This is a genomic window from Rhodoferax sp. GW821-FHT07G04 (genome assembly GCF_059418585.1).
Map to the genome: position 1 here is coordinate 1 of NZ_JBWKQD010000004.1, position 25261 is coordinate 25261.

A 25261-nucleotide genomic window follows, 5' to 3' on the forward strand; every position below is an offset into this window, starting at 1 on the left:
GGCCTTCGGCCTCCTCCTTTACCTGCGCAAAACGCCCACCGCGCCCGCTCCGGCCCTTGCCAGGCCTACGTGTAATGGCAAACGCGGTAATCGAGTCAGGTTGCAGGATGCGCTAGCGACCCGCAGAGGAGACCGGGGCGGATGTCCTGCGCAGGTAAAGGAGGAGCCCGCACAGCGGGCGGGGGACACGGAGCAGGGCGTCCGCCCCGGTCTCCTCGGAGCGCACACAAGCAACGACCAAACAAGAGAAAACATATGCAACTAGAAACCCCACCCTCCGAAAAGCCATACGAAAAACCCGAAGGCGAACGCCGCGGCATCATCATCGTCAACACCGGCGACGGCAAGGGCAAGAGCACAGCCGCATTTGGACTTGCGCTCAGAGCCCACGGCCGCGGTAAGGCCGTCAAAATTTTCCAGTTCATGAAGGTACCCTCAGCCCGCTTTGGTGAGCACCGCATGTTCGAACAGTTGGGCATTCCTATCGAAGGCCTAGGCGACGGTTTCAGTTGGAAGAGCCAGGATCTGGAACACTCCGCCCAGCTCGCCCGCGACGGCTGGCAAAAGGCCAAGGCCGCCATTCTGAGCGGCGACTACTTCATGGTCACGCTGGATGAAATCACCTACCCGCTGATCTATGGCTGGATGCCGCTGGACGACGTTCTGGAGACGCTCAAAACCCGTCCCAGCCACGTCCATGTGGTGCTGACCGGCCGGCGTTGCCCGCCTGAGATAATCGAGTTGGCCGACACCGTGACCGAGATGCAGATGGTCAAGCACGCCTTCAAGGCGGGCATTCCTGCACAGCGCGGTATCGAAGACTGACCCAGAGACAAAAAATATCCCATCCTGCCCATGAATACCTCCGTCGCCGCCCCCGAAGCTCCTGCTACCCAATCTGTACAGCCCCTGCATTTCCACGCCCCCCATAAATCCCCCGCTGCCCGCCACCCCGTGGCCCAGCGTGTGTGGACCGTGGCCGAAATCCAGGCCCTGCTGGAGCTGCCGTTCAACGACCTGATGTTCCAGGCCCAGACTGTGCACCGCGAAAATTTTGACCCCAATATGGTCGAACTGGCGACGCTGTTGTCGGTCAAGACCGGCGGCTGCCCCGAGGATTGCGGCTACTGTCCGCAGTCCGTGCACTTTGACACTGGTGTCGAGGCTGGCAAGCTGATGGGTGTGGAGGCCGTGCGCGAAGCTGCGCTGGCTGCCAAGGCCGCTGGCGCCACCCGCTTCTGCATGGGGGCAGCATGGCGCGCGCCCAAGGATCGCGATATCGAGGCCGTGGCCGAGCTGGTCAAGACCGTCAAGGCCACCGGGCTGGAATCGTGCGCCACGCTGGGCATGCTCAACGACGGCCACGCAGAAACGCTGCGCGACGCCGGGCTGGACTACTACAACCACAACCTGGACAGCGCGCCCGACTTTTATGGCGACATCATCACCACCCGCGACTACCAAGACCGCCTGGACACGCTGACCCGCGTGCGCAATGCGGGCGTCAGCGTCTGCTGCGGCGGCATCGTGGGCATGGGTGAATCGCGCCTGCAACGCGCCGGCCTGATCGCCGAGCTGGCCAACCTGTCGCCATATCCCGAGTCCGTGCCCATCAACCACCTGGTGAAGGTGGAGGGCACACCGCTGGCCGACCAGCCGGACCTGGACCCGCTGGAATTCGTGCGCACCATCGCCGTGGCCCGCATCACCATGCCCAAGGCGCGCGTGCGCCTGTCGGCCGGCCGCCAAGGCATGGGCGAGGCCGTGCAGGCCCTGTGCTTTGTGGCCGGTGCCAATTCCATCTTCTACGGCGACAAGCTGCTGACCACACCCAACCCCGCCGGTAATTCCGATCTGGATTTGTTGGCGCGCCTGGGCCTGAAGACGGGCCAGCCCCAGCCCCGCGACTGATGGACATGGTGGTTCCGGCCCTGGCTGTGCTGGTGGCCTTGGCCGTGGACCGCTGGTTGGGCGAACCGCCGGTGCGCTGGCACCCGGTGGTGTGGATGGGCAATTTCCTGGGTTGGGCCGGACGGCAGGTGCAGGCCCATACCCTGCAAGACTCGCCTTCAGTCCGAGACCGTAAGGCATTTTGGCTGGGAGCCCTCGCGTGGACTGGTGGTGCCGCTCTTGTTTTGATAGTAACCCTGGGTTTACAAGCCGGTGTGGTGTGGATAGGTGAAATAGGGGGCTGGGTGCTGGCGGCGCTGCTGCTGGGCCTGCTGCTCAAGCCCCTGCTGGCCTGGGCGCTGCTGAAAAGCGAAGTGCTGGCCGTCGAAGCTGCACTCAGCCATTCGGTCGACGGGTCCCTTGAATCTGGCCGCGAGCGTCTGCGCTGGCTGGTCAGCCGCGATGTGAGCGCCTTGAGCGAAACCCAGGTGCGCGAAAGCGCTATTGAGACCCTGGCCGAAAACCTCAACGACTCCGTCGTCGCGCCGCTGTTTTGGTTTGCACTCTTGGGTCTGCCGGGCGCGGCGCTGTTCCGCTTTGCGAATACGGCCGATGCCATGTGGGGCTACCCCGGGATCTACCAGGGCCGCAACTGGGCCTGGGCCGGCAAGTGGGCGGCGCGGGCGGACGATGTGCTGGCATGGGTGCCCGCGCGTTTGACGGCACTGCTATTGATGGTGGTGACCGGCACCATGGCTCTGGCCAAGCTGCGCACCGAGGCGGCACGCACGCCATCGCCCAACAGTGGCTGGCCCATGGCGGCCATGGCGCTGGCGCTGGGTGTGCGACTGGGCAAACCGGGTGGCTACGTACTCAATGGCGATGCCTCCGCGCCGCAGACCCCTGACACGGTGCAGGCTATACGCCATGCGTCAAATGCGCTGCTAGCCCTCGTGGGTGTTTATTTGTTTGCTATCGTTTTGGTAGTGATGTGGACGGCATGGTGAGCGGCTTGCCACGCATCCACGGCGGGCCGGACGCGCTGGGCGCGCCGCAGTACGACTTCTCCACCAACAGCAACGCCTGCGGCCCGTGCCCACATGCGTTGATGGCGGTACGGCAGGCGGATGCAACGCGCTACCCAGACCCCACCTACACCGAATTGCGTAGACACCTGGCCGATTTTCACGGCGTGGACACCGGGCGCATCCTGCTGGCAGGCAGCGCCAGCGAATGCATCTTCCGCATCACCGCCTGGGTGCGGCAGCAGGGTGGCAGCAGGGTGAGCCTGCCAGTTAATGCGTACGGCGACTATGCCCATGCGGCGCAGACCTGGGGCTTGCAAGCCGTGGCCGATGCAGAGGCTGCCGATCTGGTCTGGGCCTGCGAGCCGTCGAGCCCGCTGGGTCAAGCCCATGCGACCTGGCCGTTGGGGTTGCACAGTGGCGAGGCCCTGCGGCAAACCGTAGTCGTCGACTGCGCCTATGCACCGCTGCGCCTGCAAGGCACCCCTAGCCTGCATGACGCACCGCGTCGGCAAGTGTGGCAGCTGTTTTCGCCCAACAAGGCTCTGGGCCTGACCGGTGTGCGTGCGGCCTATGCCATCGCTCCGCAGGGTGCGCAGGCCTGCGTCGCACAGTTGGATGCGCTGGCACCCTCGTGGGTGCTGGGCGCCCATGGCGCGGCGATGCTGCAGGCCTGGACACATGCCGATACACAAGCCTGGTTGCAGGCCAGTCTGGATACGCTGCGCGGTTGGAAGGCCGGCCAGCAGGCCTTGCTGCAAAGCATGGGCTGGACGGTATTGCCCAGCGACACGCCGTTTTTCTGCGCCCGTCCGCCCGAAGGCATAGCTGTTCCCGCGCTGTGCGCTGCCCTGCGCCGCCGTGGCATCAAACTGCGCGACGCGGCATCCTTTGGTCTGCCCGGCCACGTGCGTCTGGGCGTCCTGCCGCCCGCGGCGCAGCAGGCCCTGGGCGAGGCGTTGGGAGAACCATGGGCCTGATACTTTTTCTGGTTGTGCCCTTGTTGCTGGCGACGCTGGTTCCGCGCGCGTGGGCCGGTGCTCTGCTGGGCACGCTGGCCCTGGTGTGGGTGGTTGCGTGCATGGACTTCACCCGCATCCACGCCAATGCAGCCGATGCGATGGGCATAGCCCTGTTGTCCATGGCGATGATGCCCATGCTGGGCATCCTGGGGCTGCGCTACCTGTTCGCGTGGCGCAAACAGCCGCAGCAGGACACGGCAGGCCTGGGCTACCGCAGCGCGCAGGTTTATGGTTCTGGTCTGGCGGCCATGGCGGCTGCGGCGGTGCTGACCGTCGTGCTGGTGCGGGTCTGCAATGCCTGGCTGCCCGCGGCGTGGTTGACGCACGTGGTGGTGGCCATGGGCGCGGTGGCCTGGTGGTTACTGCTGCCCCGTTTGTGGCAGGGTGCGCCCACTGTGGCGCGCTGGGTGGGCGCGGTCACCATGGTTGTGGCACTGGCCTGGTCGCTGCAGTCGGCCCAGCGGGTCGTGCAGGGCGCCCAGGCTGTGGCGGGTGGGCAAGCCCATTGTCTGCTGGTCGCCACCCGTGATGACTTGCAGCCCGCCACCAGCCTGTGGGACACGACCGGATTTGCCATGCAGGCCGGCCGCGGCAACTCCACGCGCCATGCGCAGTTGGCGATCGGCACGGTGCAGGCGCCGGTATGGCGCTACTGGTCCTATGGCAAGAGCGCATTTGACGCGGAAAGCATGGGCGGTGTGCTGACCTGTGTGCCGCAGACCGACTCTGCCGCCAGGCTGCGCTGGTGGCCCGACCCGGCCGCGTTGGCCTCAGTGGATACCGTGTTCTGGTTGGCGGGTGGGCAGTGGCGCATACCCCAGGCCTACGGCGGCGGTGGACACGACCAGCCGGCCAGTCTGCGCTTCTACGCAAAGGGCAAAGATTTTGGCCCACCAACCGGGCCGCTGGTGCGCAGTGGCGCCCAGCCATGGACGCAGATTGCACAGGGCGTGGAGGTCAACCTGTGCGTGCCCGAAAAAATCCATCCCTGGTACCAGGGCGACGACGCCAAGCACCAGGTGCGCACGCTGGACACGGACCAGAACGGCCTGGCCCGGCAAGAAGTGGTCACCGGGGCGAACGAGGTTCCACGCATCCAATACGTGGAGACCGGAGTCAGCGGTACACCCGTGACCTGGATCGCTTGTGATGGACCCGATGCCAGCTGCCGCCATGCCTTTGTGCGCGACGGCATGCGGGTTGAATTCATGCACGCCGCCAAGGACCTACCCGCGTGGAAAACAATGCAGGATGCCCTGTGGCAGCGGATACGGTCCTTTGCCCTGACCTGGCCCGACGCCGCCGTGCGCCAATGCGCGCTTAAGCCTTGAGACGACGATGACGATGAGGACACTATTCTGATGACTGCCAAATGCGTCATGGTGCTGGGCACCACCAGCGGTGCCGGCAAGAGCTGGCTTACTACGGCCCTGTGCCGCTACTACGCGCGCCAGGGCCTGAAAGTTGCCCCGTTCAAGGCGCAGAACATGAGCAACAACGCCCGTGTCGTAGCCTCCGACAACGGCCAAGGCGAAATTGGTTCAGCACAATACTTCCAATCCCTTGCGGCGAATGCAGTGCCCGATGTGCGCATGAACCCCTTGCTGCTCAAGCCCGAGCGCGACACGCACAGCCAGGTCGTGCTGATGGGCCAGGTCAGCGCCGAGTTGACGGCCTTGCCCTGGCGTGGCCGCAGTCTGCAGGTCTGGCCACAGATTGCGGCGGCACTGGACCAGTTACGCGAAGAGAACGATGTGGTGGTGATTGAGGGCGCGGGCTCGCCGGCCGAGATCAATCTGTCCAGCAGCGACATCGTCAACATGCGCGTGGCCAAGCATTGCGATGCGGCCTGTTTGCTGGTGACGGATATTGACCGCGGCGGTGCCTTTGCGCACCTGTATGGCACCTGGGCCTTGTTGCCCGAGGATGAACGCAGCCTGATCAAGGGCTTTGTGCTGAATAAGTTTCGGGGTGATGCCACGCTGTTGGCGCCTGCGCCGCAGATGCTGCAGGACCTGACCGGCATTCCCACCGTGGCCACGCTGCCCATGTGGTGGCACCACGGTCTGCCCGAAGAAGATGGCGTATTCGATGACCGCAGCATCGCCAAGGGCGCGGTGAACCTGACCGTGGCCGTCATCGCTTATCCGCGTATCAGCAATCTGGATGAGTTCCAGCCGTTGAAGAACATTCCCGGCCTGCGTCTGCAGTGGGTACGTAGCCCATCCGAATTGGCCGGGCTCCAGCCAACGGACTGGATCATCCTGCCGGGCTCCAAGCACACCAGTGGCGACCTGGCCTGGCTGCGCGCGCAGGGGTTGGACGCTGCCATCGCGCGGCATGCAGGACAGGGCGGGGCGGTGCTGGGTGTATGCGGGGGCCTGCAGATGCTGGGTGAGGCATTGATCGACAGGCATGGCATCGATGGCAACGCACCCGGCTTGGGGTTGTTGCCCTTGGTGACGGTGTTTGCAGAGGACAAGACGGTCAGGCACACCACCACGCGGTTTGCAGATGACCTCTCCTCGCACGCGCGGGACGGCGAAGCCGGGGGGCTCATGGTGCCAAACGCGCACAAATCGCCCCCCGGCCCCGCCGCCCCGCGCGTGGGTGCAGGCGCTCCACTGCCCGATGGACACCCATCGCCTTGGGCCGCCCTCGCTGGCGTGACAGTCAGCGGCTACGAAATTCACCACGGCCAAACCCAGCAGCATACGGCCATGGCGGCCGCCGGTGACATCGCACACGCGGTGCTACCCGACGGCCTGGGTTGGCAAAACGCAACGGGCAATGTGCTGGGTGTGTATTTGCACGGTCTGTTTGAAGACGCACAGGTATTGCAGTCACTTTTTGGTACTAAGCTCAGTGGACCCGTACCAACGTTGGAGACTGTTTTTGACGGTTTGGCCGATTACATCGAACAGCACTTTGCACCCCAGGTGCTGGAACGCCTCATTGCCCCGGTATGAGTAGAAAAACCCATTGGCGCCACCCCAACACCTACTTGCACGCCGTGCGCGCACTGGGTCGCAAGGCGGCAGTGGCGGCGGGGTTCAGGGACAAGCATGCGCGGGTTCCACGGGCGGCACCTGTACCGGCCTTGCCACCCCAGGTGGCGGGCCCTGGGGCGGGGCCGAATCTGGCCAAGGCGCCGTTCACGGTGCGGCGGGTACTGGTTTGGTTTGTGCTGCTGGTGTTGCTGGCACTGCTGCTGGTGGCGGGGCAATTGGCCTGGTATGAAATGCGCACCTCGCAGTGGCAGGCCAAGTATTTTTCCGAGTGGGCAGGGCGCATGGGCTTCGCGCTGGAGCCTGGCCCCAGCCCAGCGGGGGCAGTGCGCTATCCGGTGGACAGTCCGTATGACCAGCGCATGGGCTATTCCAATCTGCCGGACTATCTAACGAAGTTGCAGGCCAAGGACTTTCAAGTCAGCAGCCAGGCGCGCATGACGCCGGCCATGGTGGAAGGCATCGACCAGGGGCTCTTCGCCCCCTATCGCGAGAAGACGCAGCAGGGCCTGTCGGTGTACGACTGCCGCAAGCAGCCGCTGTTTGCGGTCCGCTACCCCGAGCGCAGCTACCCCAGTTTTGAGCAGACGCCGGCGCTGTTGGTCAAGAGTCTCTTGTTCATCGAGAACCGCGAATTGCTGGACCCGCGCTACCCGCTGCGCAACCCTGCGGTGGAGTGGAGCCGGCTGGGCAAGGCCGTGTTGGAGCATGTGGGCCAGATACTGGGCGCCGAAGGCCGCACGCCCGGCGGCAGCACGCTGGCCACGCAGATCGAAAAATACCGGCATTCGCCTGATGGACGCACGGCCTCGCTGCACGACAAGCTGCGCCAGATGGCGTCGGCCACGGTGCGGGCCTACCAGCCGGGTCAGGACACGACTGCGGTGCGCCACCAACTGGTGTTGGACTACCTGAACACGGTGCCGCTGGCGGCACGTCCCGGCTTTGGCGAAGTCAATGGCATGGGCGACGGCCTGTGGGTCTGGTATGGGCGTGACTTTGCGCAGGTCAACGCGTTGCTGCATGCGGCGGCCACGTCGGCCCAGCCCAGCGCCGAGCAGGCTCTGGCCTTCAAGCAGGCGCTGAGCCTGGTCATTGCGCAGCGGCGACCGTCCTACTACCTGACGGATAGCCAGAGCGATCTGGAGGCCTTGACCGACAGCCACTTGCGTGTGCTGTCTAGCCAAGACGTGATCTCCGATGCGTTGCGCGATGCGGCACTGGCCGTGAAACTGGGCAATGGTGGTCCTGCCCCAGCGGCTACAGCGGCCCAATCCTTTGTGACGCGCAAGGCGTCCACCGCCATCCGCGGGCAGTTGTTAGGCCTGATGGGTGTTCCCAGCTTCTACAGCCTGGACCGGCTGGACCTGGGCGTGGCCAGCACACTGGACGGCCAAACACAAGAGGCCGTGACCACCGTGCTGCGCCAGTTGCGGGACGCCGACGTGGCGCAGTCGGCCGGGCTGCAGGGCAAGGGCATGCTGGGCAATGGCGATCCGGCCCAGGTGGTGTATAGCTTTACGCTGCTGGAGCGCGGCGAGCAGACCAACTACCTGCGCCTGCAGACCGACAACTTCGACCAGCCGCTGGACGTCAATGCCGGCGCCAAGCTGGACCTGGGCTCCACGGCCAAGCTGCGCACGCTGGTGACCTACCTGGACATCATGGCCGGGTTGCACCAGCGCTACAGCGGCATGGCCGCTGCCGAGCGCAGCAAGGTGGTGCTGGACCCCAAGGACAAGCTCTCGCGTTGGGTGCTGGACTATCTGGCCCACAGCCCGTCCGCCGATCTGCCCGCGCTGTTGCAGGCCGCGCTGGACCGCAAATATTCCGCCAACCCGGATGAAAGCTTCTACACCGGCGGTGGCATGCACACCTTCAGCAATTTCAAGCGTGAGGACAACCACAAAGTCCTGACCGTGCGCGAGGGCTTGCGCCACTCGGTGAACCTGGTGTTTGTGCGCCTATTGCGTGACGTGGTGCACCACTACATGTTCCAGGTGCCGGGCTCGTCCGCCACGCTGTTGCAAGACGCCAGCGACCCGCGCCGCGCGGAGTACCTGAGCCGTTTTGCCGACCGCGAGGGCCGCGAATTCATCAACCGCTTCGTCAGCAAATACCAGGGAAAGACGGCCGAGCAGGCGCAGGAGTTGCTGTTGCATAACGTGCGGCCCACGCCCGTGCGCCTGACCAGCATCTTTCGCACCATTGCGCCCACGGCTACCAAGGCGCAACTGGCGGCTTTTCTGAAAGAGAACCTGCCCGAGGGACGCGATACCGTGGCGCCGGAGCGGTTAGCCGCTTTGTACACCCAGTACGGGCCCGAGAAGATGTCGCTGGCCGACCGGGGTTATCTGGGCGGTGTGCACCCGCTGGAACTGTGGGTGGTGGGCTATCTGCGTGCCCACCCTAGTGCCACGCTGTCACAGGTGGTGGCCGATAGTGCGGCCGAGCGTCAGGTGGTCTACCAGTGGCTGTTTGCCGGCAGGCTCAAGCCCGCGCAGGACAAGCGTATCTTGAGCCTCTTGGAGGTGGAAGGTTTTCTGGAAATCCATCGCCAGTGGAAGCGCGTGGGCTATCCGTTTGGTTCGCTCGTGCCCTCTTATGCCACGGCCTTGGGCGCGTCGGCGGACCGCCCCGCGGCGCTGGCGGAGCTGATGGGGGTGCTCGTCAACCGAGGCCAACGCAAGCCCACGGAGCGCGTTGCCGCGCTGCACTTTGCGTCTGGCACGCCGTATGAAACCGTGCTGCAGCACCACAGCGGCGCCAGTGAACAGGTATTGGCCCCGGAAGTGGCAGAGGCCGTGTTGGGTGCGGTGCGCGACGTGGTGGACGAGGGCACGGCCCGGCGCGTGAAGAACGCGTTCAAGCTGGCCGATGGCACGGTGATGGCGGTGGGCGGCAAGACCGGCACCGGGGACCACCGCTTTGAAGTCTATGGTGCCAAGGGCCAACTCGTGGACTCGCGCGTGGTCAGCCGCTCGGCCACCTTTGTCTTCAATATCGGCGAACGCTTTTTTGGCAGCATGACCGCCTATGTCTACGGCCAACAAGCTGAGGACTACGATTTCACCAGCGCATTGCCGGTGCAACTGCTGAAGGTCTTGTCACCTTCGCTGATGCCCTTGCTGGACCCCGCGGGCAACCCGGCGGCTGCGGCGCAGCCCTGTAGCAATTGGGCTGGCGCTGCGGTACCTGCTTCTTGATTCTTTCTTTCTCCATCATCTCAACCATTCCAAACCATGAACACCTTTATTCCCCAACTGACCGACATCCATGACGCGGCCCTGACCGAGGCACTGCAGCACACGTTGAACAACAAGACCAAGCCCCTGGGATCGCTGGGTCGGTTGGAAGATGTGGCCTTGAAGATCGGCCAGATTCTGGGCAGCATTGCGCCGGTGCTGGAGCAGCCGCAAATGGTGGTGTTTGCCGGTGACCACGGGTTGACGGCGCGCGGCGTGTCAGCCTTCCCAAGCGATGTGACCTGGCAGATGGTGGAGAACTTCCTGGCCGGTGGCGCGGCGGTCAGCGTGCTGGCCAAGCAGAACGGCGTTGCGCTGACGGTGGTGGACTGCGGCGTGAAGCGCGACTTTCTGGCGGGCCTGCCTGCGGGCAGCACGCGGCCGGGCTTGCAGGTGCGCAAGGCCCAGGGGGCGGAGCAGGGTACGGCGGATTCTTCAGTGCAGCCGGCCATGACGGATGCACAACGCGACGAAGCTCTGCAGCATGGCGTCGAACTGGTCAAGGGCCTGCCGGGCAACGCGCTGCTGCTAGGCGAGATGGGCATCGGCAATACCTCGGCGGCGTCCCTGCTGCTGTCGCGCCTAGCCGGGTTGGACATTGCGCAGTGCACGGGTGCCGGTACGGGGCTGGATGCGCCAGCCGTGCTGCGCAAGACCGAGGTGCTGCGCGAAGTGCTGGCCCGCCATGCGGACGCCAAGGCGCCGATGGACGCGTTGGCTGCCTTGGGTGGCTTCGAGATCGCGACCATGGTGGGCGCTGTGCTGCAGGCCGCGCATGAACGCCGCGTCATCGTCGTCGACGGATTCATTGCGACCAGCGCCGTGTTGGTGGCCCATGCGCTGCAACCGCTGGTGTTGCAGCGTTGCGTGTTTGCCCACCGCTCGGGTGAGCGGGGGCACGAGTTCATGCTGCAGCACCTGGGCGTGCAGGCGCTCTTGGACCTGGGTCTGCGCCTGGGGGAAGGCTCGGGTGCCGTGCTGGCCTGGCCGCTGTTGCAATCGGCGTGCACCATTCTGCGTGACATGGCCAGCTTTGCGTCGGCCGGAGTGTCGGAGAAGTCCGCAGCGCCTTCGACGCCCGCGCAGCCCGCCTGACATGCTCCAGTTCTTGCGCCACTACTTGCTGGCCCTGCAGTTCTTCACCCGCATTCCAGTGACCGGGCGCGTGGCGGATTGGGTGGGCTTTAGCCCAGCCATGTTGAGGGCCAGCGCCGGGCATTTTCCCGGTGTGGGTGTGGTGGTGGGAGCGTTGGTAGCGGGCGCTACGCTGATGCTGCTGGCCGCATTGCCCGTCAGCCCGTTTGCGTCTTTGGTGGCAGCGGTGCTGGGCACGGTGCTCAGTGTGTTGGTGACCGGCGGCTTCCACGAAGACGGGTTGGCCGATGTGGCCGATGGCTTGGGCGGCAGCAGCGACCGCGAGCGGGCCTTGGTCATCATGAAGGACTCACGCGTGGGCGCGTTCGGCGTGCTGGCGGTGGTGTTGGCGCTGCTGGCCAAGGTATCGCTGTTGGCGCTGATCGGTGCAGTGAGCCCCCAGTGGATGGTGCTGGGTATTTTTGCGGCGCATGTGGTGTCGCGCACCTGGCCGCTGTTGTTGATTCGGCTCATGCCCCATGTGGGAGATGCGGCGGGCTCCAAGTCCAAGCCGCTAGCGGACCAGATCAGCGCAGGCAGCCTTCTGGCGGCAGGTCTTTGGTGTTTTGGGGCGCTAGCCCTCGTCGTATCTGCACATATTGCTATCGATTTAGGAATTCACGGGGTTGTGGATGCGGTTGGAACCAAACCCCTGTTGCCTGCGCTGCTGGCGTCTGGTCTGGCCTGGGCCTATATGGGGCGCCTGCTGTGGCGCCGCCTGCAGGGCTTTACCGGTGATGGGCTGGGCGCCACGCAGCAGGTTTGCGAACTGGCCTTTTACCTGGGCCTGGCGGTTGCACTGTGAAACTCTGGTTGGCGCGCCACGCCCAACCGCTGGTGGCACCTGGCATCTGCTATGGCGCCAGCGATATCCCCGTCGACCCGGCCGCGACGCTGCAGGCCGCTGAAGCGCTGGCCGGTGCCCTGCCCAGTGGGGTAGTGGTTAGTACATCGATGCTACAAAGATGTGAGCAGTTTACGAAGATTCTACGGGGGCTACGGCCCGATTTGATATACAAGGCCGACGCCAGGCTGCAGGAAATGGACTTTGGCCACTGGGAGGGCCAGGCCTGGGATGCCATACCCCGCGCCGAGTTGGATGGCTGGGCAGCAGCCTTTGCCACTTGGCGCTGCGGTGGTGCTGAATGTGTGGGCGATTTCATGGCCCGGGTGGCAGCAGCCTGGGACGAAACCCTGGCTTTGCAACAACCCGCGGTGTGGATTACCCATGCCGGCGTTATCCGTGCGGCCACGCTGCTGGCCCAGGGGGTGCGCCATGTGGACGACGCCAGGCTCTGGCCGGCAAAGGCCCCAGACTGGGGCCAGTGGCAGGTTCTCGAACTGGGGCCGTGATAGGATTTGCCCCTTTTTCAGGGACGGGTGGCGCAATGCGCAGAACAATAATTTCCTTGGCGCTGCTGCTTGGCGCCGTGTCCAGCTATGCCGGCAGCAGCGACCATGTGGTGCGGCAATTGCCAGCCTCAGGGGAGCGAGAGCGGCCTGAGTTTGTGGTGGGTCTGTCCCGGCAGCATTGGCTGAACAGCCGCTACTACTATTACTACAACCCCACCAACCAGCCCGCCAATCTGAGCACCGATGCGGTGGTGGAGGCATTGAAGGTGGCTGCGTCGCGTTGGTCCGCCATGTGCCGAGTCAGCTTTGTGTATCTGGGAATCACGACCACGATGAACCCCTATCGCGGGGAAGATCCAACGGGCGTGGATGGCAAAAACGTAGTGGGGTGGGGCGCTTTGTCCGCTGTGCCAGCCAATGACGCAGGCCTTACCAGTGGTTGGACTGTCAAGGACTCCTACGTGGATGCCGATGTCACCTTCAATGTCAACCTGATTGGTGGATGGACCATCAGTGGCTTTGAAGGGGTGGCAACGCACGAATTCGGTCACGCTATCGGCGTGAACCATTCCAATGTGCAAGAGTCCGTGATGCAAGCGGACCCGTACCACGACTTCAACTACATGCGCACGTTGCGTGGCGACGATGCTGCGGCATGCGCCCAGTTGTACAGTGCCACCAGCATGGCGCAGTCGGAGCGTACCTTCAACTGGGCTGAAGCGGCCTATCCAGAATTCTTGTCGCCGGGACCAGCAGTGTCAGGTACCTATAGCGGCTATTACTACCGCTACTACCCCGGTACTAAGACCTACCTGGGTAGCCTAGACGGCAGGGTGTACTACTTGAACGCCAAGGGCGATATGTATGACTTAGGCACTCTGGATTACTACATGCCCTGGGTCAATAGCTGGGGCTACTAAGCTCCGTGGGGTGCGGGGTTCGGACAGCTGTCTTAACCCTTTTTTCGCCGTGCGTACTGCGAATATTTGACCAATAATGGGCTTCCCCTTTATTGCGCAGAGGCCCCATGCACAAGCTGATCTTCGCATCCCTGTTGGTGGCAACAAGCACAGCCAGCCAGTCGCAAGATTTCAAGAGTTCCTCCTTGTATGGTGGCGAACGCGAACGCCCCGAGTACGTACTGGGCACATCGCAGCAGTACTGGACCGGCGGACAGATCAACTGGTATTACAACCCGCTGAACCAGCCCAGCAACCTCAGCACGGCCGCAGTGCTCAATGCCATCAATGTGGCCGCGGCCCGCTGGACCGGCATGTGCAATATCCGTTTCAACTACCTGGGGCTGACGTCCACGCTGCCCAATCTGGATGGCCCGGCGTCCACCGTAGACCAGGTCAATGTGTTTGGCTGGGATGTGTTGCGCAATGAGAATGCGGCCTTCTCGGCCGTGACCAAGAGCTGGTGGATTGCCTCGGGCCTGATCGATGCGGACATCGTAATGAACATCTCCCAATCGTGGACGATTTCCCAGGTGGAAGGCATCATGACCCATGAGATCGGACATGCGCTGGGACTGAGCCACTCCAATGTGTCGGCCTCGGTGATGTTCGCCAACCCCTATAACTCGGTGACCTACATGGCCACGCTGCGTGGCGACGATGCCAATGGCTGCGCGGCGCTCTATGGCGCGGCGGACACGGCGGAATCCAACCGGGCGTTCAATTGGGCTGAAGCGGTCTACCCGCAATACCTGGCGCCAGGGCCCCAGGCGTCTGGCACGCTGCAGGGCTATTACTACCGCTACTATCCCAGTACCCAGAGCTATGTCGGCACCAAGGATGGTGCGGTCTACTACTTGGGACCAGGCGGCGTGATCCAGGCCATGGGCAGCCTGGGCTCCTACAGCAGCCAAGTGCGCAGCGCGGGCTACTAAAGCCCCGTTGCAATCGCCTGGCAGCGGTCGGCCATTTACCTACTGCTGTTGCTTCTTATTGGCCTTTTCCTGCTCGGCTGCGATGGCTTCCATGCGCTTGGCAAAGTCCTGCATGCCCTGGGTATCGATCTTGACTTCGCCATCGGGTGTCTTGATGGTCATGGTCGCATTCGAGGAGTCTCCACTGGCGCCCGTCGTGGTGGATATCTGCACATTGCCCTTGGGTGTGCTGATTTGCAGGGCGCCATTGCCATTGTCCATGCTGCCCATGCCACCCATGCGCGTCACCGGCGAGGGCATGAACAGATTGGTGATGACGCTGATAGCCACCGCCCCCACGATGCCCACGATGATGGTCACGACCAGGTAGGCCACCGACTTTTCGGGCGGATTCTTCATCAACACCGGCAGGCCCAGGTACAGCAGGTAGATGGTGTAGCCCACGCCGATCAGGGCCAGCATGGACAGGCCCGGCACCGCCGCGAACACGCCTGCCAGCATGGCCGGCGTCGAGCCATATACGACCAGCTTCACGCCGTTCATCAGATTGGGCTGTCCGCCAAAGGTGTTGGCCAATATGCTGATCACCCAGCCCCACACAAAGACCATGACCAGCGACATCACATAGTGGCTGACCATCATGCCAAGACCGGTCAGAAACGGCACGCGGATCGTGAAGCCAAAACCGCCCACGCCCAGGATGCTCCAGTGGATGAAATTGGCGACTGCAGGAATGGCCGCCAGGATCACCATGTAGGGCACATACAGCTTCTGCCAATCGGTGCTCTCTTGCTCGACGGTGACCCACGTGGGCCCCGGGTTGACGACCATTGCACGCGCGCGTTCGACAATATCCATGGGGAGACTCCCTGCTGCTGGTTGAAAAAGTGCACCAGTCTACTGGCTGGGGGCCGAATGGCCTAGTGATCTGTCAGCGGGAGGCGCTGCGCTGAAACAATTTCTTACGAACTAGTTGGATGTTGTTGCGCAACGCGTAGAGCTCATCTGTGTAGGACAGCGGCACGACGATCTTCTCGGCGTGGCGGTCCATCTGATTGAGTTCGTCCAGTAGCGGGGCTGTGTCCTCGCAACCCTCTGCCCGTGCTTCGAGTTCGCGTAGCCTTGCATACCAGCGGAAGATGCGCGAACGCACGCGAAACGCATACAGCGGCGGTATCACGCGGGACAGCGGTAACAGCACGGCCAGGATGATGCCCATGGCGAGCCACATGCGCTCTACCAAGTTGGCCACCCAGAAGGGCAGGTAGCGCTGCAGCAGCGGTGCGCCGCCTTGTATGGCGCGCTCGGCCTCCTGGGCCACCGGCAACTCATTGTTCTTGACGTTGGGGAACTCACGCGCATGCTTGAACCAACCCGCGCTGCCATGGATGCTGGTGCCCGCCAGCGCAAACAGTTGCAGCAGGGCGGGATGGGTGTTGGCGTGTGTCAACAGCGTGGTGGTAGGTGCTACCAGGCGCACGTTCTTGGGCGGAATATCGCTGGCCAGATCGACGACACCGCGCGGCAACAAGGCCGGGCTCAGGAAGGCAAAGCGGCGGGAGTAGGCCTCGGCCTGGGCAAAGTCCATCAACTTCACGCCCGGCGTTTGCAGCAGCATCTGCACCATTTGCGATTCTGGCGCGGATGCAAACACGATGGCGTCCAAGTCACCGGCCAGAAAGGCCACCGTTGCGGGTGTCTGCTCCAGTTCCGAGAGGGTCAGCGAGGTCAAGTCCACGCGGTTGCTGTCCAGCAGTTTGCGCATCAGATTGGGCACGCCGCTGCCGGCGGTACCCACATTGATTCGCAAGCCGCGCAGTTGCGTCAGTGCATCCAGCGTGTGGGGTGGCGTGGTGTCGGCCGAGGCCGCGGCCTCGCGGTAGAACAGCCACACCGGTTCCAAGAACAGGCTGCCCAGGGATTCCAGGTCTGCATCGTCCGGGCCATCGGCCTCACGCGTGCCGCCTTGCACAAAAGCGAAATCGGCCTTGCCCTCGCGCAACAGGCGAAGGTTGTCGGCAGAGCCTTCAGATGGCAATAACTGCACGGTGATGCCATCCTTGGCCAGCAGCTTTGCATAGCGCTTGCCAAACTCTGCATACGCGCTTTGCTCGGGGCCAGTCGCCAGCGTCACGTGCTTGGGCGGGTTGGGGTCCAGCCACCAGTAGGCCACGGCCAACAGGACTACTGCCAGAGCCACGAATGGACCGGCCGATACCAGCAGGTCGCGGATGGATAGCAGCGTGAAGCGGAGGGATTGGGGCATGGGCTTGTTGGACACGGCAAGAATACACCGGCTACGCTGGATCGGGCGTCAGGTCCCCGGAGTAGGACAACACCGTGCCCAGCAACGGAAGTGCAATTGCGACGTGGAAATGGTAGCGGCCGTCCCGGATCTCCTTGAAGGCAAGGGTGCGCGGGCCAAACCAGCTTGGGAGCGGGATGTGCCACAAGCGCGTGCTGCGGTGCTGCCAATGCCAGCCACGGTTGATGATTGACACGCCCAGGTGCAAGCGCAAGAGACCGGAAGACTCCACCCAGTGCCCCGATGGATAGTGCCCTATGGGTGCGAAGACCGACTTGAACTGCGAGTCCCCGTTGAATTGCCGGTCCCAGTGCAGAACGCCACCTTCACTTCGGATGGATACTTTCAGAAGATTTGTCGTATTTCCACCAGCAATCCCCAGGCGCCGAGCAAGGCGCCTGCCTATCACCCCAGCCAGTCCCTGCCCGACCTTCAACTGAACCCGCCCGGACAGGGCGCCGCCGTTGTGGTGCAGCGCTTGCAGGAGTGGATGCAACTCGGAGAAGGCATTGCCAAACCACGCCTCAACCGCCGCCGGCTTTGTCGCCACAGAGCTTGGCGTATTCACTACGTACACGAGGCTATTGCGCAGACGCGGTCCCAGGGGCCGGCGTCTTGTCTTCAAAGTCACATTGGGCGATGACGCCGCACTGCCAGCACAGCGGCTTGCGCGCCTGGCACACATAGCGGCCGTGCAGTATCAGCCAGTGGTGGGCATCGACCATGTATTGCGTAGGGATGCGCTGGAGGAGTTGCTGCTCCACCTGCTCGGGCGTTTTGCCTAGTGCGAGGCCGGTGCGGTTGCCGACGCGGAAGATGTGCGTGTCCACCGCCATCGTGGGTTCGCCAAAGGCCACGTTCAAGACGACATTGGCCGTCTTGCGGCCCACGCCGGGCAGGGCCTGCAGTTCTTCGCGCGTGCCAGGCACCTTGCCACCGTGCTGGTCCACCAGCATGCGGCAGGTCTGCATCAGGTGTTTGGCTTTGCTGTGGTACAGGCCAATGGTCTTGATGTAGGACTCCAGCCCGTTCAGGCCTAGGTCCAGAATCGCCTGGGGTGTATTGGCTACCGGAAACAGCTTGCGTGTGGCCTTGTTGACGCCCACATCGGTGGCCTGCGCGCTCAGCAGCACGGCGGTGAGCAGCTCGAACACACTGGTGTATTCCAGCTCGGTCACCGGCATGGGGTTGGCGGCTTTGAGCGTGGCGAAGAAGGCGTCGATCTGGGGCGCTTGCATAGGGGCTACTGGAGTCAGTGTCCGGCAAAAAAGACGCCATTGTCGGGCATGGTGGCGTTGCGCACCATGCCCGAGACTTGCCTAGCTTGGAATCAAGCCAGGTGCCGCAACTCGCGTAACGCCACCGACACTGGCGCCAGATCCGGCCCCTGGGTGCTGATGGTGGTCAGCAGGCGTTGCAGACGGCCGATGGCCTGGCCGTGCTGGGTGCGCCATGCGTCTGCGCCTTCCGCACCGCGCGACAGCTGGCCCAGCGTGATCTGGCGTGCGATGGAGTACACATCGTCGCGGGCGCTGCCGCGGGCCTGGGTCTGCCACAGCGTGTCGGTAGGTAGGCGGTTGATCTGGGTGCGCCAGTCGGTCAGGGCCAGTTCGGTTTCGATGCCGAAATAGGCACGCGCCGCTTGCTCCAGGCCAGTGTTGACGCTTTGGGCCAGATCGACCAGGTCCAGTGCCGGGAAGATGAAGTCCAGCGCCGTCAGGTCTTGCGCCAGGGCCGCATCCACGCCGGCCGTGACCAGCACGTCGGTGGCCTGCTGCCAGCTCTGTTGCGCACTCTGTGGCAACCAGGTGGCCAGGTTCCTGCGCAATTCGCGCGCTGCAGGCTGGTAGCGCTGTATCAGCGTAGGCAGGTCGGTGCCCTGGGCGCGGATGCGCAGCATCCAGCGCGAGGCGCGTTGGGCGATTGCGATCAGCTTGGACAGGAGGTCCAGCTGCAGCTTGGCGTCGATCTTGTAGTCCAGCGCATCCAGTTGGTCCCAGATGGGTTCCAGGTCAAAGATCTCGCGGGCCAGCGTGAAGGCACGGATCACGTCCGCCGCCGTCGCACCCGATTCGGCCGCGATGAAGTTGACAAAGGTCGCCCCGGTGCGGTTCACCACGGTATTGGTGATGAAGGTGGCGATGATTTCGCGCTTCAGCGGGTGGGCTGCAATGGCGGGGCCAAACTTCTCCGTCAGGACCTGCGGGAAGTAGGCCTTGAGCGCGCGGCTGAAGAAGGGATCGTCCGGCAGGTTGCTGGCCACCAGTTCATCAAACACGGCCATCTTGGCGTAGGCCAATACAACGGCGTTCTCGGGCGAGGTCAGGCCGGCCTTGCGGGCACGGCGCCGGGCGATTTCGTCGTCGGTGGGCAGGAACTCGATGGCACGGTTCAGGCGGTTGCTGCCTTCGAGCCAATGCATCAGGCGCTGCTGGCCGTCCAGCACATACAGCGGACGGTGCGTGGCAATGTCCAGCGCCTGGGTCTGGTAGTAGTTGTCCTGCAGCACCAGCTGGCCCACTTCGTCGGTCATGGATGCCAGCAGGTCGTTGCGCTGCTTCAGCGTCAGGTCACCGGCTTCCACCACGCCGCCCAGCAGAATCTTGATGTTGACTTCGTGGTCGGAGCAGTCCACACCCGCCGAGTTGTCAATCGCGTCGGTGTAGATCAGGCCACCCTTTTGCGCGTATTCGATACGGCCGTTTTGCGTGCAACCCAGGTTGCCGCCTTCGGCGACGACCTTGCAGCGCAACTCGCTGCCATTGACGCGGAAGGCGTCGCTGGCCTTGTCGCCCACTTGCGCATGGGTCTCGAAGCTGGCCTTCACGTAGGTGCCGATGCCGCCGTTGTACAGCAGGTCCACAGGGGCCTGCAGAATGGCTTTCAGCAGTTCCAGCGGTGGCAGCTCTTCGGCTTCGATGCCGATGACGGCGCGGGCCTCGGGGCTCAGCGCGATCGACTTGGCGCTGCGCGGGTAGACGCCACCACCTTGCGAGATCAGGCTCTTGTCGTAGTCGTCCCAGCTGGAGCGGGGCAGGTTGAACAGGCGCTGGCGCTCGGCAAACGACTTGGCCACATCCGGCGATGGGTCGATGAAGATATGGCGGTGGTCAAAGGCCACGACCAGCTTGATGTGTTCAGACAGCAGCATGCCGTTGCCAAACACGTCGCCCGACATATCACCAATACCGGCCACGGTGAAGGCGGTGGTCTGCGTGTTCACACCCAGGCTGCGGAAGTGGCGTTTAACGGCTTCCCAGGCACCGCGGGCGGTGATACCCATCTTCTTGTGGTCGTAACCGACCGAGCCGCCGGACGCAAACGCGTCGCCCAGCCAGAAGCCGTAGTCGGCCGACACGCCATTGGCGATGTCGGAGAAGGTTGCTGTGCCCTTGTCGGCGGCGACCACCAGGTAGGGGTCGTCCACGTCGTGGCGCACTACGTTGGTGGGGGGCACCACAGCGCCCTTGACCACGTTGTCGGTGATGTCCAGCAGGCCGGACAGGAACAGCTTGTAGCAGGCAATGCCTTCGGCTTGATACGCCTCGCGGTCGCTGGCCGGGGGGGCATTCTTCAATACAAAACCACCCTTGGAGCCCACCGGCACGATGACGGTGTTCTTGACCTGCTGGGCCTTGACCAGACCCAGAATCTCGGTGCGGAAGTCTTCGCGGCGGTCGGACCAACGCAGTCCACCACGGGCCACCTTGCCACCGCGCAAGTGCACGCCTTCGACGCGGGGCGAATACACCCAGATTTCGAACAAGGGCTTGGGCTCGGGCATGCCGGGCACATCGCGCGGGTTGAGCTTGAAGCTGATGTAAGGCTTGTCACCACCTGCGGCGGCGGTCTGCCACAGATTGGTCCGCAGTGTGGCCATCACAGTGGCCACGAACTGGCGCAGGATGCGGTCTTCGTCCAGGCTGGCCACGCTGCCCAGCGCGGTGTCGATCTGCTGTTTGAGCTGCTGCTGCGTGGCCGCACGGTCGCCGGCAAAGGCCGGGTCAAAGCGTGCCATGAACAGTTCCACAATGGCCTGCGCGATATCGGCGTTCTTGTTCAACGCGGCTTCGACATAGCTTTGGCTGAAAGCAAAGCCCAACTGCTTGAAGTAGCGGGTATAGGCGCGCAGCACCGAAATGGCGCGTGCGTCCAGGTTGGTGACCAGCACCAGGCGGTTCAGGTCATCGCTCTCCACGCCACCACGCCAGGCGGTGGCAAACAAAGCCTCGAAGCGGGCCTTGACCTTGGCGATGTCGGTGTCGGGCGGCAGTTGCAGGCCCAGGTCGTGGATCCACAGCGTGTCGCCATCGCTGTCGATACGGTAGGGGTGCTCGTCCAGCACGCGGGCGCCCATGCGCTCCAGCACGGGCAAGGAGTCGGACAAGGCTACCTTGGAGGTGTTGTAGATCTTCAGACGCAAGATGCCGGCGGCGGCGTCCAGCGGACGGTACAGCTTGACGGCCAAGGGCGATGTGGCCGACAGAGCCACCAGCATGTCCGCGTCTTCGGCGCCTACCTGGGGCGAGAAATCTTCGCGGTAGGCGGTGGGGAATGCGTCGGCAAAACGGTGGGCCAAGGCCAGGCCCGGACCTTCACCGTGGGCGCGCAGCAACTCGGTGGTGCAATCGTCTTCCCAGCGCTGGGTCAGGCGGGCGATGCGCGCTTCCAGTGCTGCAAAGCTGACGACGTGCGGGGCATTCTCTTTGGCGCGCACCAGGTAGTGGATGCGGGCCTGCGGGCTGTCGGTCAGCATGGGGGTGAACTCGATGGACTGCCCATCCAGCGCGGCCATCAGCTCATTGCCGATCTTGATGCGCAGCTCGGTGTTGAAACGTTCGCGCGGCACAAACACCAGGGCCGACGTGAAGCGGCCAAACGGGTCGCGGCGCAGGAACAAGCGGGTGCGCTGGCGCTCTTGCAGGCGCAGGATGCCGATGGCGTGCTCGGTCAACGTGGGAGTGTCGATCTGGAACAGCTCGTCACGCGGGTACACGTCGAGGATCGATTGCAGCGACTTGGCGGCATGGCTGTCGGGTACCACGCCGGCGGCAGCCATCACGGCAGCCACGCGGCTACGCACCTGCGGGATCTCGCTCACCGGTGCCATATAGGCCGTAGCGGTGTACAGGCCCAGGAAGCGGGCCTCGCCGATGACCTGGCCGGCTTCGTCGAAACGCTTGACAGCCACATAGTCCAGCCAGGCGGGGCGGTGCACGGTGGCACGGGTCATGGCCTTGGTGACCAGCACCAGTTCATTGGATTCCAGCAGTGTCACAGCCTCCGGGGGCAGCACGGTCTCTTGGGTATGGACGGGACCACGCAGAATGCCCAGGCCGGTTTCGGGCTTGGCCACCATGCTGACCACATCGCCATCGCGCTTCAGGTCGTAATCACGGGCACCCAGGAAGGTGAAGTGGCGGTCTTCCAGCCAGCTTAGGAAATCAACGCCTTCCTGGCGACCGGTAGGTGACAGCGTAGAGCGGGATGCATCTGCGGCTGTGGCCTGGGCGCGTGCCAGCATGGCGTGCCAGTCTTGCACGGCGCTGCGCACGTCGTTCAACACGCTGGCCAGTTCATCGGCCAAGGCTTGTTGGTCAGCGGCGCTGACGATGCGGTCGCATTCGACCTGGATCAGGGATTCGACGGGGTCACGTTTGCCTGCGGCCTTTGCAGCAGCGGCGCCGACCACGCTCAATACCTTGCCCTGTGGGTCACGCGCCACGCTCAGTAAGGGGTGAACAATCCAGTGGGCCGTGCGGTTGCTGCGGTTGATGGCCATCGTGACCGAATCGACCAGGAAGGGCATGTTGTCATTGACGATCTGCACGACGGTGTGGTCGCTGACAAAGCCGTCTTCGGCCAGAGTGGGATTGAAGACACGGATCTTGGCCGTGTTGGCGGGCCGGGGAGAATCCAGCAGGCGCCAGTGCGCGTTGGCGATGGCAAACAGCGTGGACGGGCCACGGGCCACCAACTCATCGGGGTCGGTGCTGTCGAAATAGGCCGCTACAAAATCATTGATGCGACCGGAAGCCGGGCCTGCATGTTCTTGGGTATAGGACAGCAGCTCGGTGAGCGCGGAAGAGGTCATTATGTGCTCCGGGTTATCTTTTGGATGACGCGGATTCTAGGCTTGCAAAGGGCCTTTGGGGCGCTCCAAAGGGGGCGATTCATGGCCTTATGCAAGAGTCGCATTAAGCTGCAAATGCCAGGGTTTCTAGGGGCTTGTGGCGCCCAGGCGCTACCATTGCAGATTAGGCCCATTTCACCCCCCAACTTCTGTCCCCCTCCATGCCAATCCAATTTGCAAGTCGTCTAGACAACGTCGAAACCTCCGCCATCCGTGAACTCTTCAAGCTGCTGGGTAAGCCCGGCATCATCAGTTTCGCCGGGGGCTTCCCCGACCCGGCCATGTTCGACGTGGAAGGCATACGTGAAGCCGTCAATGCGGCCCTGACTGAAGAGGCGGGCGCCACACTGCAATACGGCGCCACCGAAGGCCATAACCCCTTGCGCGAGCAATTGGCCGCCTTCATGCAAGCCAAGGGCGTCAAAGACCTGGCACCCGAGCAGCTCATCGTCACCACCGGCAGCCAGCAGGGCCTGGACCTCTTGGGCAAGACCCTGATCAGCCCCGGCGACAAGGTCATTGTGGAAGGCCCCACCTTCCTGGCCACCATCCAGTGCTTCCGCTTGTACGGTGCCGAACTGATCAGCGCTCCTATCGACGGCAACGGCGTGCAGACCGATAAGCTGGAAGCCCTGATCGCCGAGCACAAGCCCAAGTTCGTCTACCTGATCCCCACCTTTGGCAACCCCAGCGGCGCCATGCTGAACCTGGAGCGCCGCAAGCAGGTGTTGGAGATGGCGGTCAAGCACCAGACGCTGATCGTCGAGGATGATCCTTATGGCGACCTGTACTTTAACGATGCACCTCCGCCATCGCTGCTGGCGCTGAGCGCTGGCGTACCCGGCAGCCGCGAGCTGCTGGTGCACTGCGGCTCCTTGAGCAAAGTGCTCAGCCCCGGCCTGCGCGTGGGCTGGACCATTGCGCCGGCCGAGCTGCTGGCCAAGGCCACGATGTGCAAGCAGTTCAGCGACGCCCACACCAGCACCTTTGCCCAGGCCACGGCTGCCCAGTACCTGAAGGCCGGCCGCATGCCCGCCACGCTGGCCCGCGTGCGCAAGGTCTACGCCGAGCGCGCATTGGCCATGGGCAACGCCTTGCGCAAGGAGTTGGGCGATGCCATTGAGTTTGTGCAACCCCAGGGCGGTCTGTTCGTCTGGGCCCGCCTGACCGGTGCCGGCGGCAAGGTCAAGGACGGTGCCGAGCTGGCTAAACGCGCCATCGAAAAGGGCGTGGCCTTCGTGCCGGGCCAGCCCTTCTATGCCAAGAACCCGGATCTCTCCACGCTGCGCCTGAGTTTTGCCACGGCACCTGTGGACAAGATCCAGGAGGGTGTGGCACGTCTGGGCCAAGCCATCTAGGTCACCATGCCTCTGGACCCTGCTGACGAACCACCCATAGACCTCTCGCTCAACCATTACATGGAGGAGCGGGCTTTGGCTGTTGCCTTGGACAAGGCGGACACGCCGGACCTGCGGGCCAAGGTCGAACACTTGCTGACCCTGCAGGCCGCGCTGATGGTGCAGCGAGACGCTTATATGCAATTCGCGATCGCCAAGCGCCATGCGCGGGGCGAGGTCTACTCCAAGGCCCGCGTGGCGGCCCTCAATGCCATGGCGCGCAGCCGCGCAGAGATGGATGCCAGCGTCAAGACCCTGTACCAAAGCCAGCCCGATACCGTAGGGGTCCTGGAGGTCCATGCCAGAACCCACTTCGCGACCGTCATGGTGTCCCAATACCTGGGTCTGGCGCTGGCGCCGGCGGATATTGCGCAAGAGGCCCGCGCCATGCATGCCGAAGAAGAGGCATTTGCCAGTGCCTGGTTAGCAGCCATCGGAGACCCCGAATTCCTGCGCGACCTCCAGAACCGCCGGCGCGAGGCGGTGGCGCTGTTCCGCACGGCGTCACGCCCCACGTACCTGGTCACGCGGCCGGAGCTGGACGAGGATCAAGACGACGAGAGTGCGGCAGCTCTGGGCAAGATCTGGAGCAAGCTGGACACGCTGGCGCAATCGCGGGGCGTGCCGACTTTGTCAGACTTCATCGCCTTGGGCGACGAAGGGGATGAGGCGGGCAGTGCGGCGGCCGACATCCTGCCCACGGTAGTGGCCCTGCTGGGCGCGGTCGATGACCCGGCGGAGAAGTTCCCGTCCAAGAAGAAGGCCTTGGCTATCCTGGGCCAGCTCAAAGACCAGCTGCAGCAACTGGATGGGCTGGGAGGACGGGCCTATTTCGAGGTGGACATCTAGTCTCTC

At 63.7% G+C, this 25261-nt stretch carries 19 protein-coding genes; 14 read left to right on the forward strand and 5 right to left on the reverse strand.

Going from position 1 to position 25261, the window contains the following annotated elements; genetic code table 11:
• Nucleotides 1-255: 255 nt before the first annotated feature.
• The 12 genes from cobO (at nt 256) to AC07OO_RS19405 (ending at nt 14571) form a co-directional block, all read left to right on the forward strand.
• Nucleotides 256-825: a cob(I)yrinic acid a,c-diamide adenosyltransferase gene (gene cobO, locus AC07OO_RS19350; protein WP_495083779.1), complete on the forward strand. Its 570-nt coding sequence runs from the start codon at nt 256-258 to the stop codon at nt 823-825.
• Nucleotides 826-855: 30 nt separating this feature from the next.
• Nucleotides 856-1911: a biotin synthase BioB gene (gene bioB / locus AC07OO_RS19355; RefSeq protein WP_495083780.1), complete on the forward strand. Its 1056-nt coding sequence runs from the start codon at nt 856-858 to the stop codon at nt 1909-1911.
• Between the two features lie 5 nt (nt 1912-1916).
• Entirely contained in the window at nt 1917-2897 is a 981-nt protein-coding gene (gene cbiB / locus AC07OO_RS19360; RefSeq protein WP_495084114.1) for an adenosylcobinamide-phosphate synthase CbiB, read from the forward strand.
• Nucleotides 2891-3895 (forward strand): aminotransferase class I/II-fold pyridoxal phosphate-dependent enzyme, encoded by a 1005-nt coding sequence (locus tag AC07OO_RS19365; protein ID WP_495084115.1) that lies wholly within the window; start codon nt 2891-2893, stop codon nt 3893-3895. The genes cbiB and AC07OO_RS19365 overlap by 7 nt, the downstream gene beginning before the upstream one ends.
• Entirely contained in the window at nt 3886-5268 is a 1383-nt protein-coding gene (locus AC07OO_RS19370) for a hypothetical protein (RefSeq protein ID WP_495083781.1), read from the forward strand. Before AC07OO_RS19365 ends, AC07OO_RS19370 begins: the two co-directional genes overlap by 10 nt.
• A gap of 30 nt (nt 5269-5298) precedes the next feature.
• Nucleotides 5299-6906, forward strand: coding sequence for a cobyric acid synthase (locus AC07OO_RS19375; RefSeq protein WP_495083782.1), 1608 nt, complete (start codon nt 5299-5301; stop codon nt 6904-6906).
• Nucleotides 6903-10151, forward strand: coding sequence for a transglycosylase domain-containing protein (locus AC07OO_RS19380; protein ID WP_495083783.1), 3249 nt, complete (start codon nt 6903-6905; stop codon nt 10149-10151). Before AC07OO_RS19375 ends, AC07OO_RS19380 begins: the two co-directional genes overlap by 4 nt.
• A gap of 36 nt (nt 10152-10187) precedes the next feature.
• A complete protein-coding gene (gene cobT / locus AC07OO_RS19385) occupies nt 10188-11285 on the forward strand; it encodes a nicotinate-nucleotide--dimethylbenzimidazole phosphoribosyltransferase (RefSeq protein WP_495083784.1) in 1098 nt (365 codons plus the stop codon).
• A gap of 1 nt (nt 11286) precedes the next feature.
• Nucleotides 11287-12129, forward strand: a complete 843-nt coding sequence (locus tag AC07OO_RS19390) for an adenosylcobinamide-GDP ribazoletransferase (RefSeq protein WP_495083785.1) — start codon at nt 11287-11289, stop codon at nt 12127-12129.
• Complete coding sequence (locus tag AC07OO_RS19395; RefSeq protein WP_495083786.1) at nt 12126-12677, forward strand: histidine phosphatase family protein; 552 nt, start codon at nt 12126-12128, stop codon at nt 12675-12677. Before AC07OO_RS19390 ends, AC07OO_RS19395 begins: the two co-directional genes overlap by 4 nt.
• Nucleotides 12678-12712: 35 nt before the next feature.
• A complete protein-coding gene (locus tag AC07OO_RS19400; protein ID WP_495083787.1) occupies nt 12713-13597 on the forward strand; it encodes a matrixin family metalloprotease in 885 nt (294 codons plus the stop codon).
• Between the two features lie 107 nt (nt 13598-13704).
• Nucleotides 13705-14571: a matrixin family metalloprotease gene (locus AC07OO_RS19405; protein ID WP_495083788.1), complete on the forward strand. Its 867-nt coding sequence runs from the start codon at nt 13705-13707 to the stop codon at nt 14569-14571.
• Between the two features lie 39 nt (nt 14572-14610).
• Here AC07OO_RS19405 and AC07OO_RS19410 read toward each other — a convergent pair whose 3' ends face one another.
• The 5 genes from AC07OO_RS19410 to AC07OO_RS19430 all read right to left on the reverse strand — a co-directional run bounded on the left by AC07OO_RS19410 (nt 14611) and on the right by AC07OO_RS19430 (nt 22970).
• Nucleotides 14611-15429, reverse strand: coding sequence for a Yip1 family protein (locus AC07OO_RS19410; protein WP_495083789.1), 819 nt, complete (start codon nt 15427-15429; stop codon nt 14611-14613).
• Nucleotides 15430-15502: 73 nt separating this feature from the next.
• Entirely contained in the window at nt 15503-16837 is a 1335-nt protein-coding gene (locus AC07OO_RS19415; protein WP_495083790.1) for a TAXI family TRAP transporter solute-binding subunit, read from the reverse strand.
• Nucleotides 16838-16868: 31 nt separating this feature from the next.
• Nucleotides 16869-17453, reverse strand: a complete 585-nt coding sequence (locus tag AC07OO_RS19420) for a DUF4166 domain-containing protein (protein WP_495083791.1) — start codon at nt 17451-17453, stop codon at nt 16869-16871.
• A 4-nt stretch (nt 17454-17457) separates the two neighbouring features.
• Nucleotides 17458-18114, reverse strand: coding sequence for an endonuclease III (gene nth, locus AC07OO_RS19425; protein ID WP_495083792.1), 657 nt, complete (start codon nt 18112-18114; stop codon nt 17458-17460).
• A 92-nt stretch (nt 18115-18206) separates the two neighbouring features.
• Entirely contained in the window at nt 18207-22970 is a 4764-nt protein-coding gene (locus tag AC07OO_RS19430; RefSeq protein WP_495083793.1) for an NAD-glutamate dehydrogenase, read from the reverse strand.
• Between the two features lie 206 nt (nt 22971-23176).
• Here AC07OO_RS19430 and AC07OO_RS19435 point away from each other — a divergent pair, with 206 nt between their 5' ends.
• Together AC07OO_RS19435 and AC07OO_RS19440 are read left to right on the forward strand one after the other, a co-directional pair.
• Nucleotides 23177-24367: an aminotransferase-like domain-containing protein gene (locus AC07OO_RS19435; RefSeq protein ID WP_495084116.1), complete on the forward strand. Its 1191-nt coding sequence runs from the start codon at nt 23177-23179 to the stop codon at nt 24365-24367.
• Between the two features lie 6 nt (nt 24368-24373).
• Nucleotides 24374-25255: a hypothetical protein gene (locus tag AC07OO_RS19440; protein ID WP_495083794.1), complete on the forward strand. Its 882-nt coding sequence runs from the start codon at nt 24374-24376 to the stop codon at nt 25253-25255.
• Nucleotides 25256-25261 lie beyond the last annotated feature (6 nt).

Coding starts and splice junctions, on each gene's coding strand:
- AC07OO_RS19430 (WP_495083793.1), bottom strand. CDS start 22,970: ATGACCTCTTCCGCGCTCACCGAGCTGCTGTCCTATACCCAAGAACAT.
- AC07OO_RS19375 (WP_495083782.1), top strand. CDS start 5,299: ATGACTGCCAAATGCGTCATGGTGCTGGGCACCACCAGCGGTGCCGGC.
- AC07OO_RS19380 (WP_495083783.1), top strand. CDS start 6,903: ATGAGTAGAAAAACCCATTGGCGCCACCCCAACACCTACTTGCACGCC.
- AC07OO_RS19390 (WP_495083785.1), top strand. CDS start 11,287: ATGCTCCAGTTCTTGCGCCACTACTTGCTGGCCCTGCAGTTCTTCACC.
- AC07OO_RS19405 (WP_495083788.1), top strand. CDS start 13,705: ATGCACAAGCTGATCTTCGCATCCCTGTTGGTGGCAACAAGCACAGCC.
- AC07OO_RS19400 (WP_495083787.1), top strand. CDS start 12,713: ATGCGCAGAACAATAATTTCCTTGGCGCTGCTGCTTGGCGCCGTGTCC.
- AC07OO_RS19410 (WP_495083789.1), bottom strand. CDS start 15,429: ATGGATATTGTCGAACGCGCGCGTGCAATGGTCGTCAACCCGGGGCCC.
- cobT (WP_495083784.1), top strand. CDS start 10,188: ATGAACACCTTTATTCCCCAACTGACCGACATCCATGACGCGGCCCTG.
- bioB (WP_495083780.1), top strand. CDS start 856: ATGAATACCTCCGTCGCCGCCCCCGAAGCTCCTGCTACCCAATCTGTA.
- cobO (WP_495083779.1), top strand. CDS start 256: ATGCAACTAGAAACCCCACCCTCCGAAAAGCCATACGAAAAACCCGAA.
- AC07OO_RS19365 (WP_495084115.1), top strand. CDS start 2,891: ATGGTGAGCGGCTTGCCACGCATCCACGGCGGGCCGGACGCGCTGGGC.
- AC07OO_RS19370 (WP_495083781.1), top strand. CDS start 3,886: ATGGGCCTGATACTTTTTCTGGTTGTGCCCTTGTTGCTGGCGACGCTG.
- cbiB (WP_495084114.1), top strand. CDS start 1,917: ATGGTGGTTCCGGCCCTGGCTGTGCTGGTGGCCTTGGCCGTGGACCGC.
- AC07OO_RS19415 (WP_495083790.1), bottom strand. CDS start 16,837: ATGCCCCAATCCCTCCGCTTCACGCTGCTATCCATCCGCGACCTGCTG.
- AC07OO_RS19440 (WP_495083794.1), top strand. CDS start 24,374: ATGCCTCTGGACCCTGCTGACGAACCACCCATAGACCTCTCGCTCAAC.
- nth (WP_495083792.1), bottom strand. CDS start 18,114: ATGCAAGCGCCCCAGATCGACGCCTTCTTCGCCACGCTCAAAGCCGCC.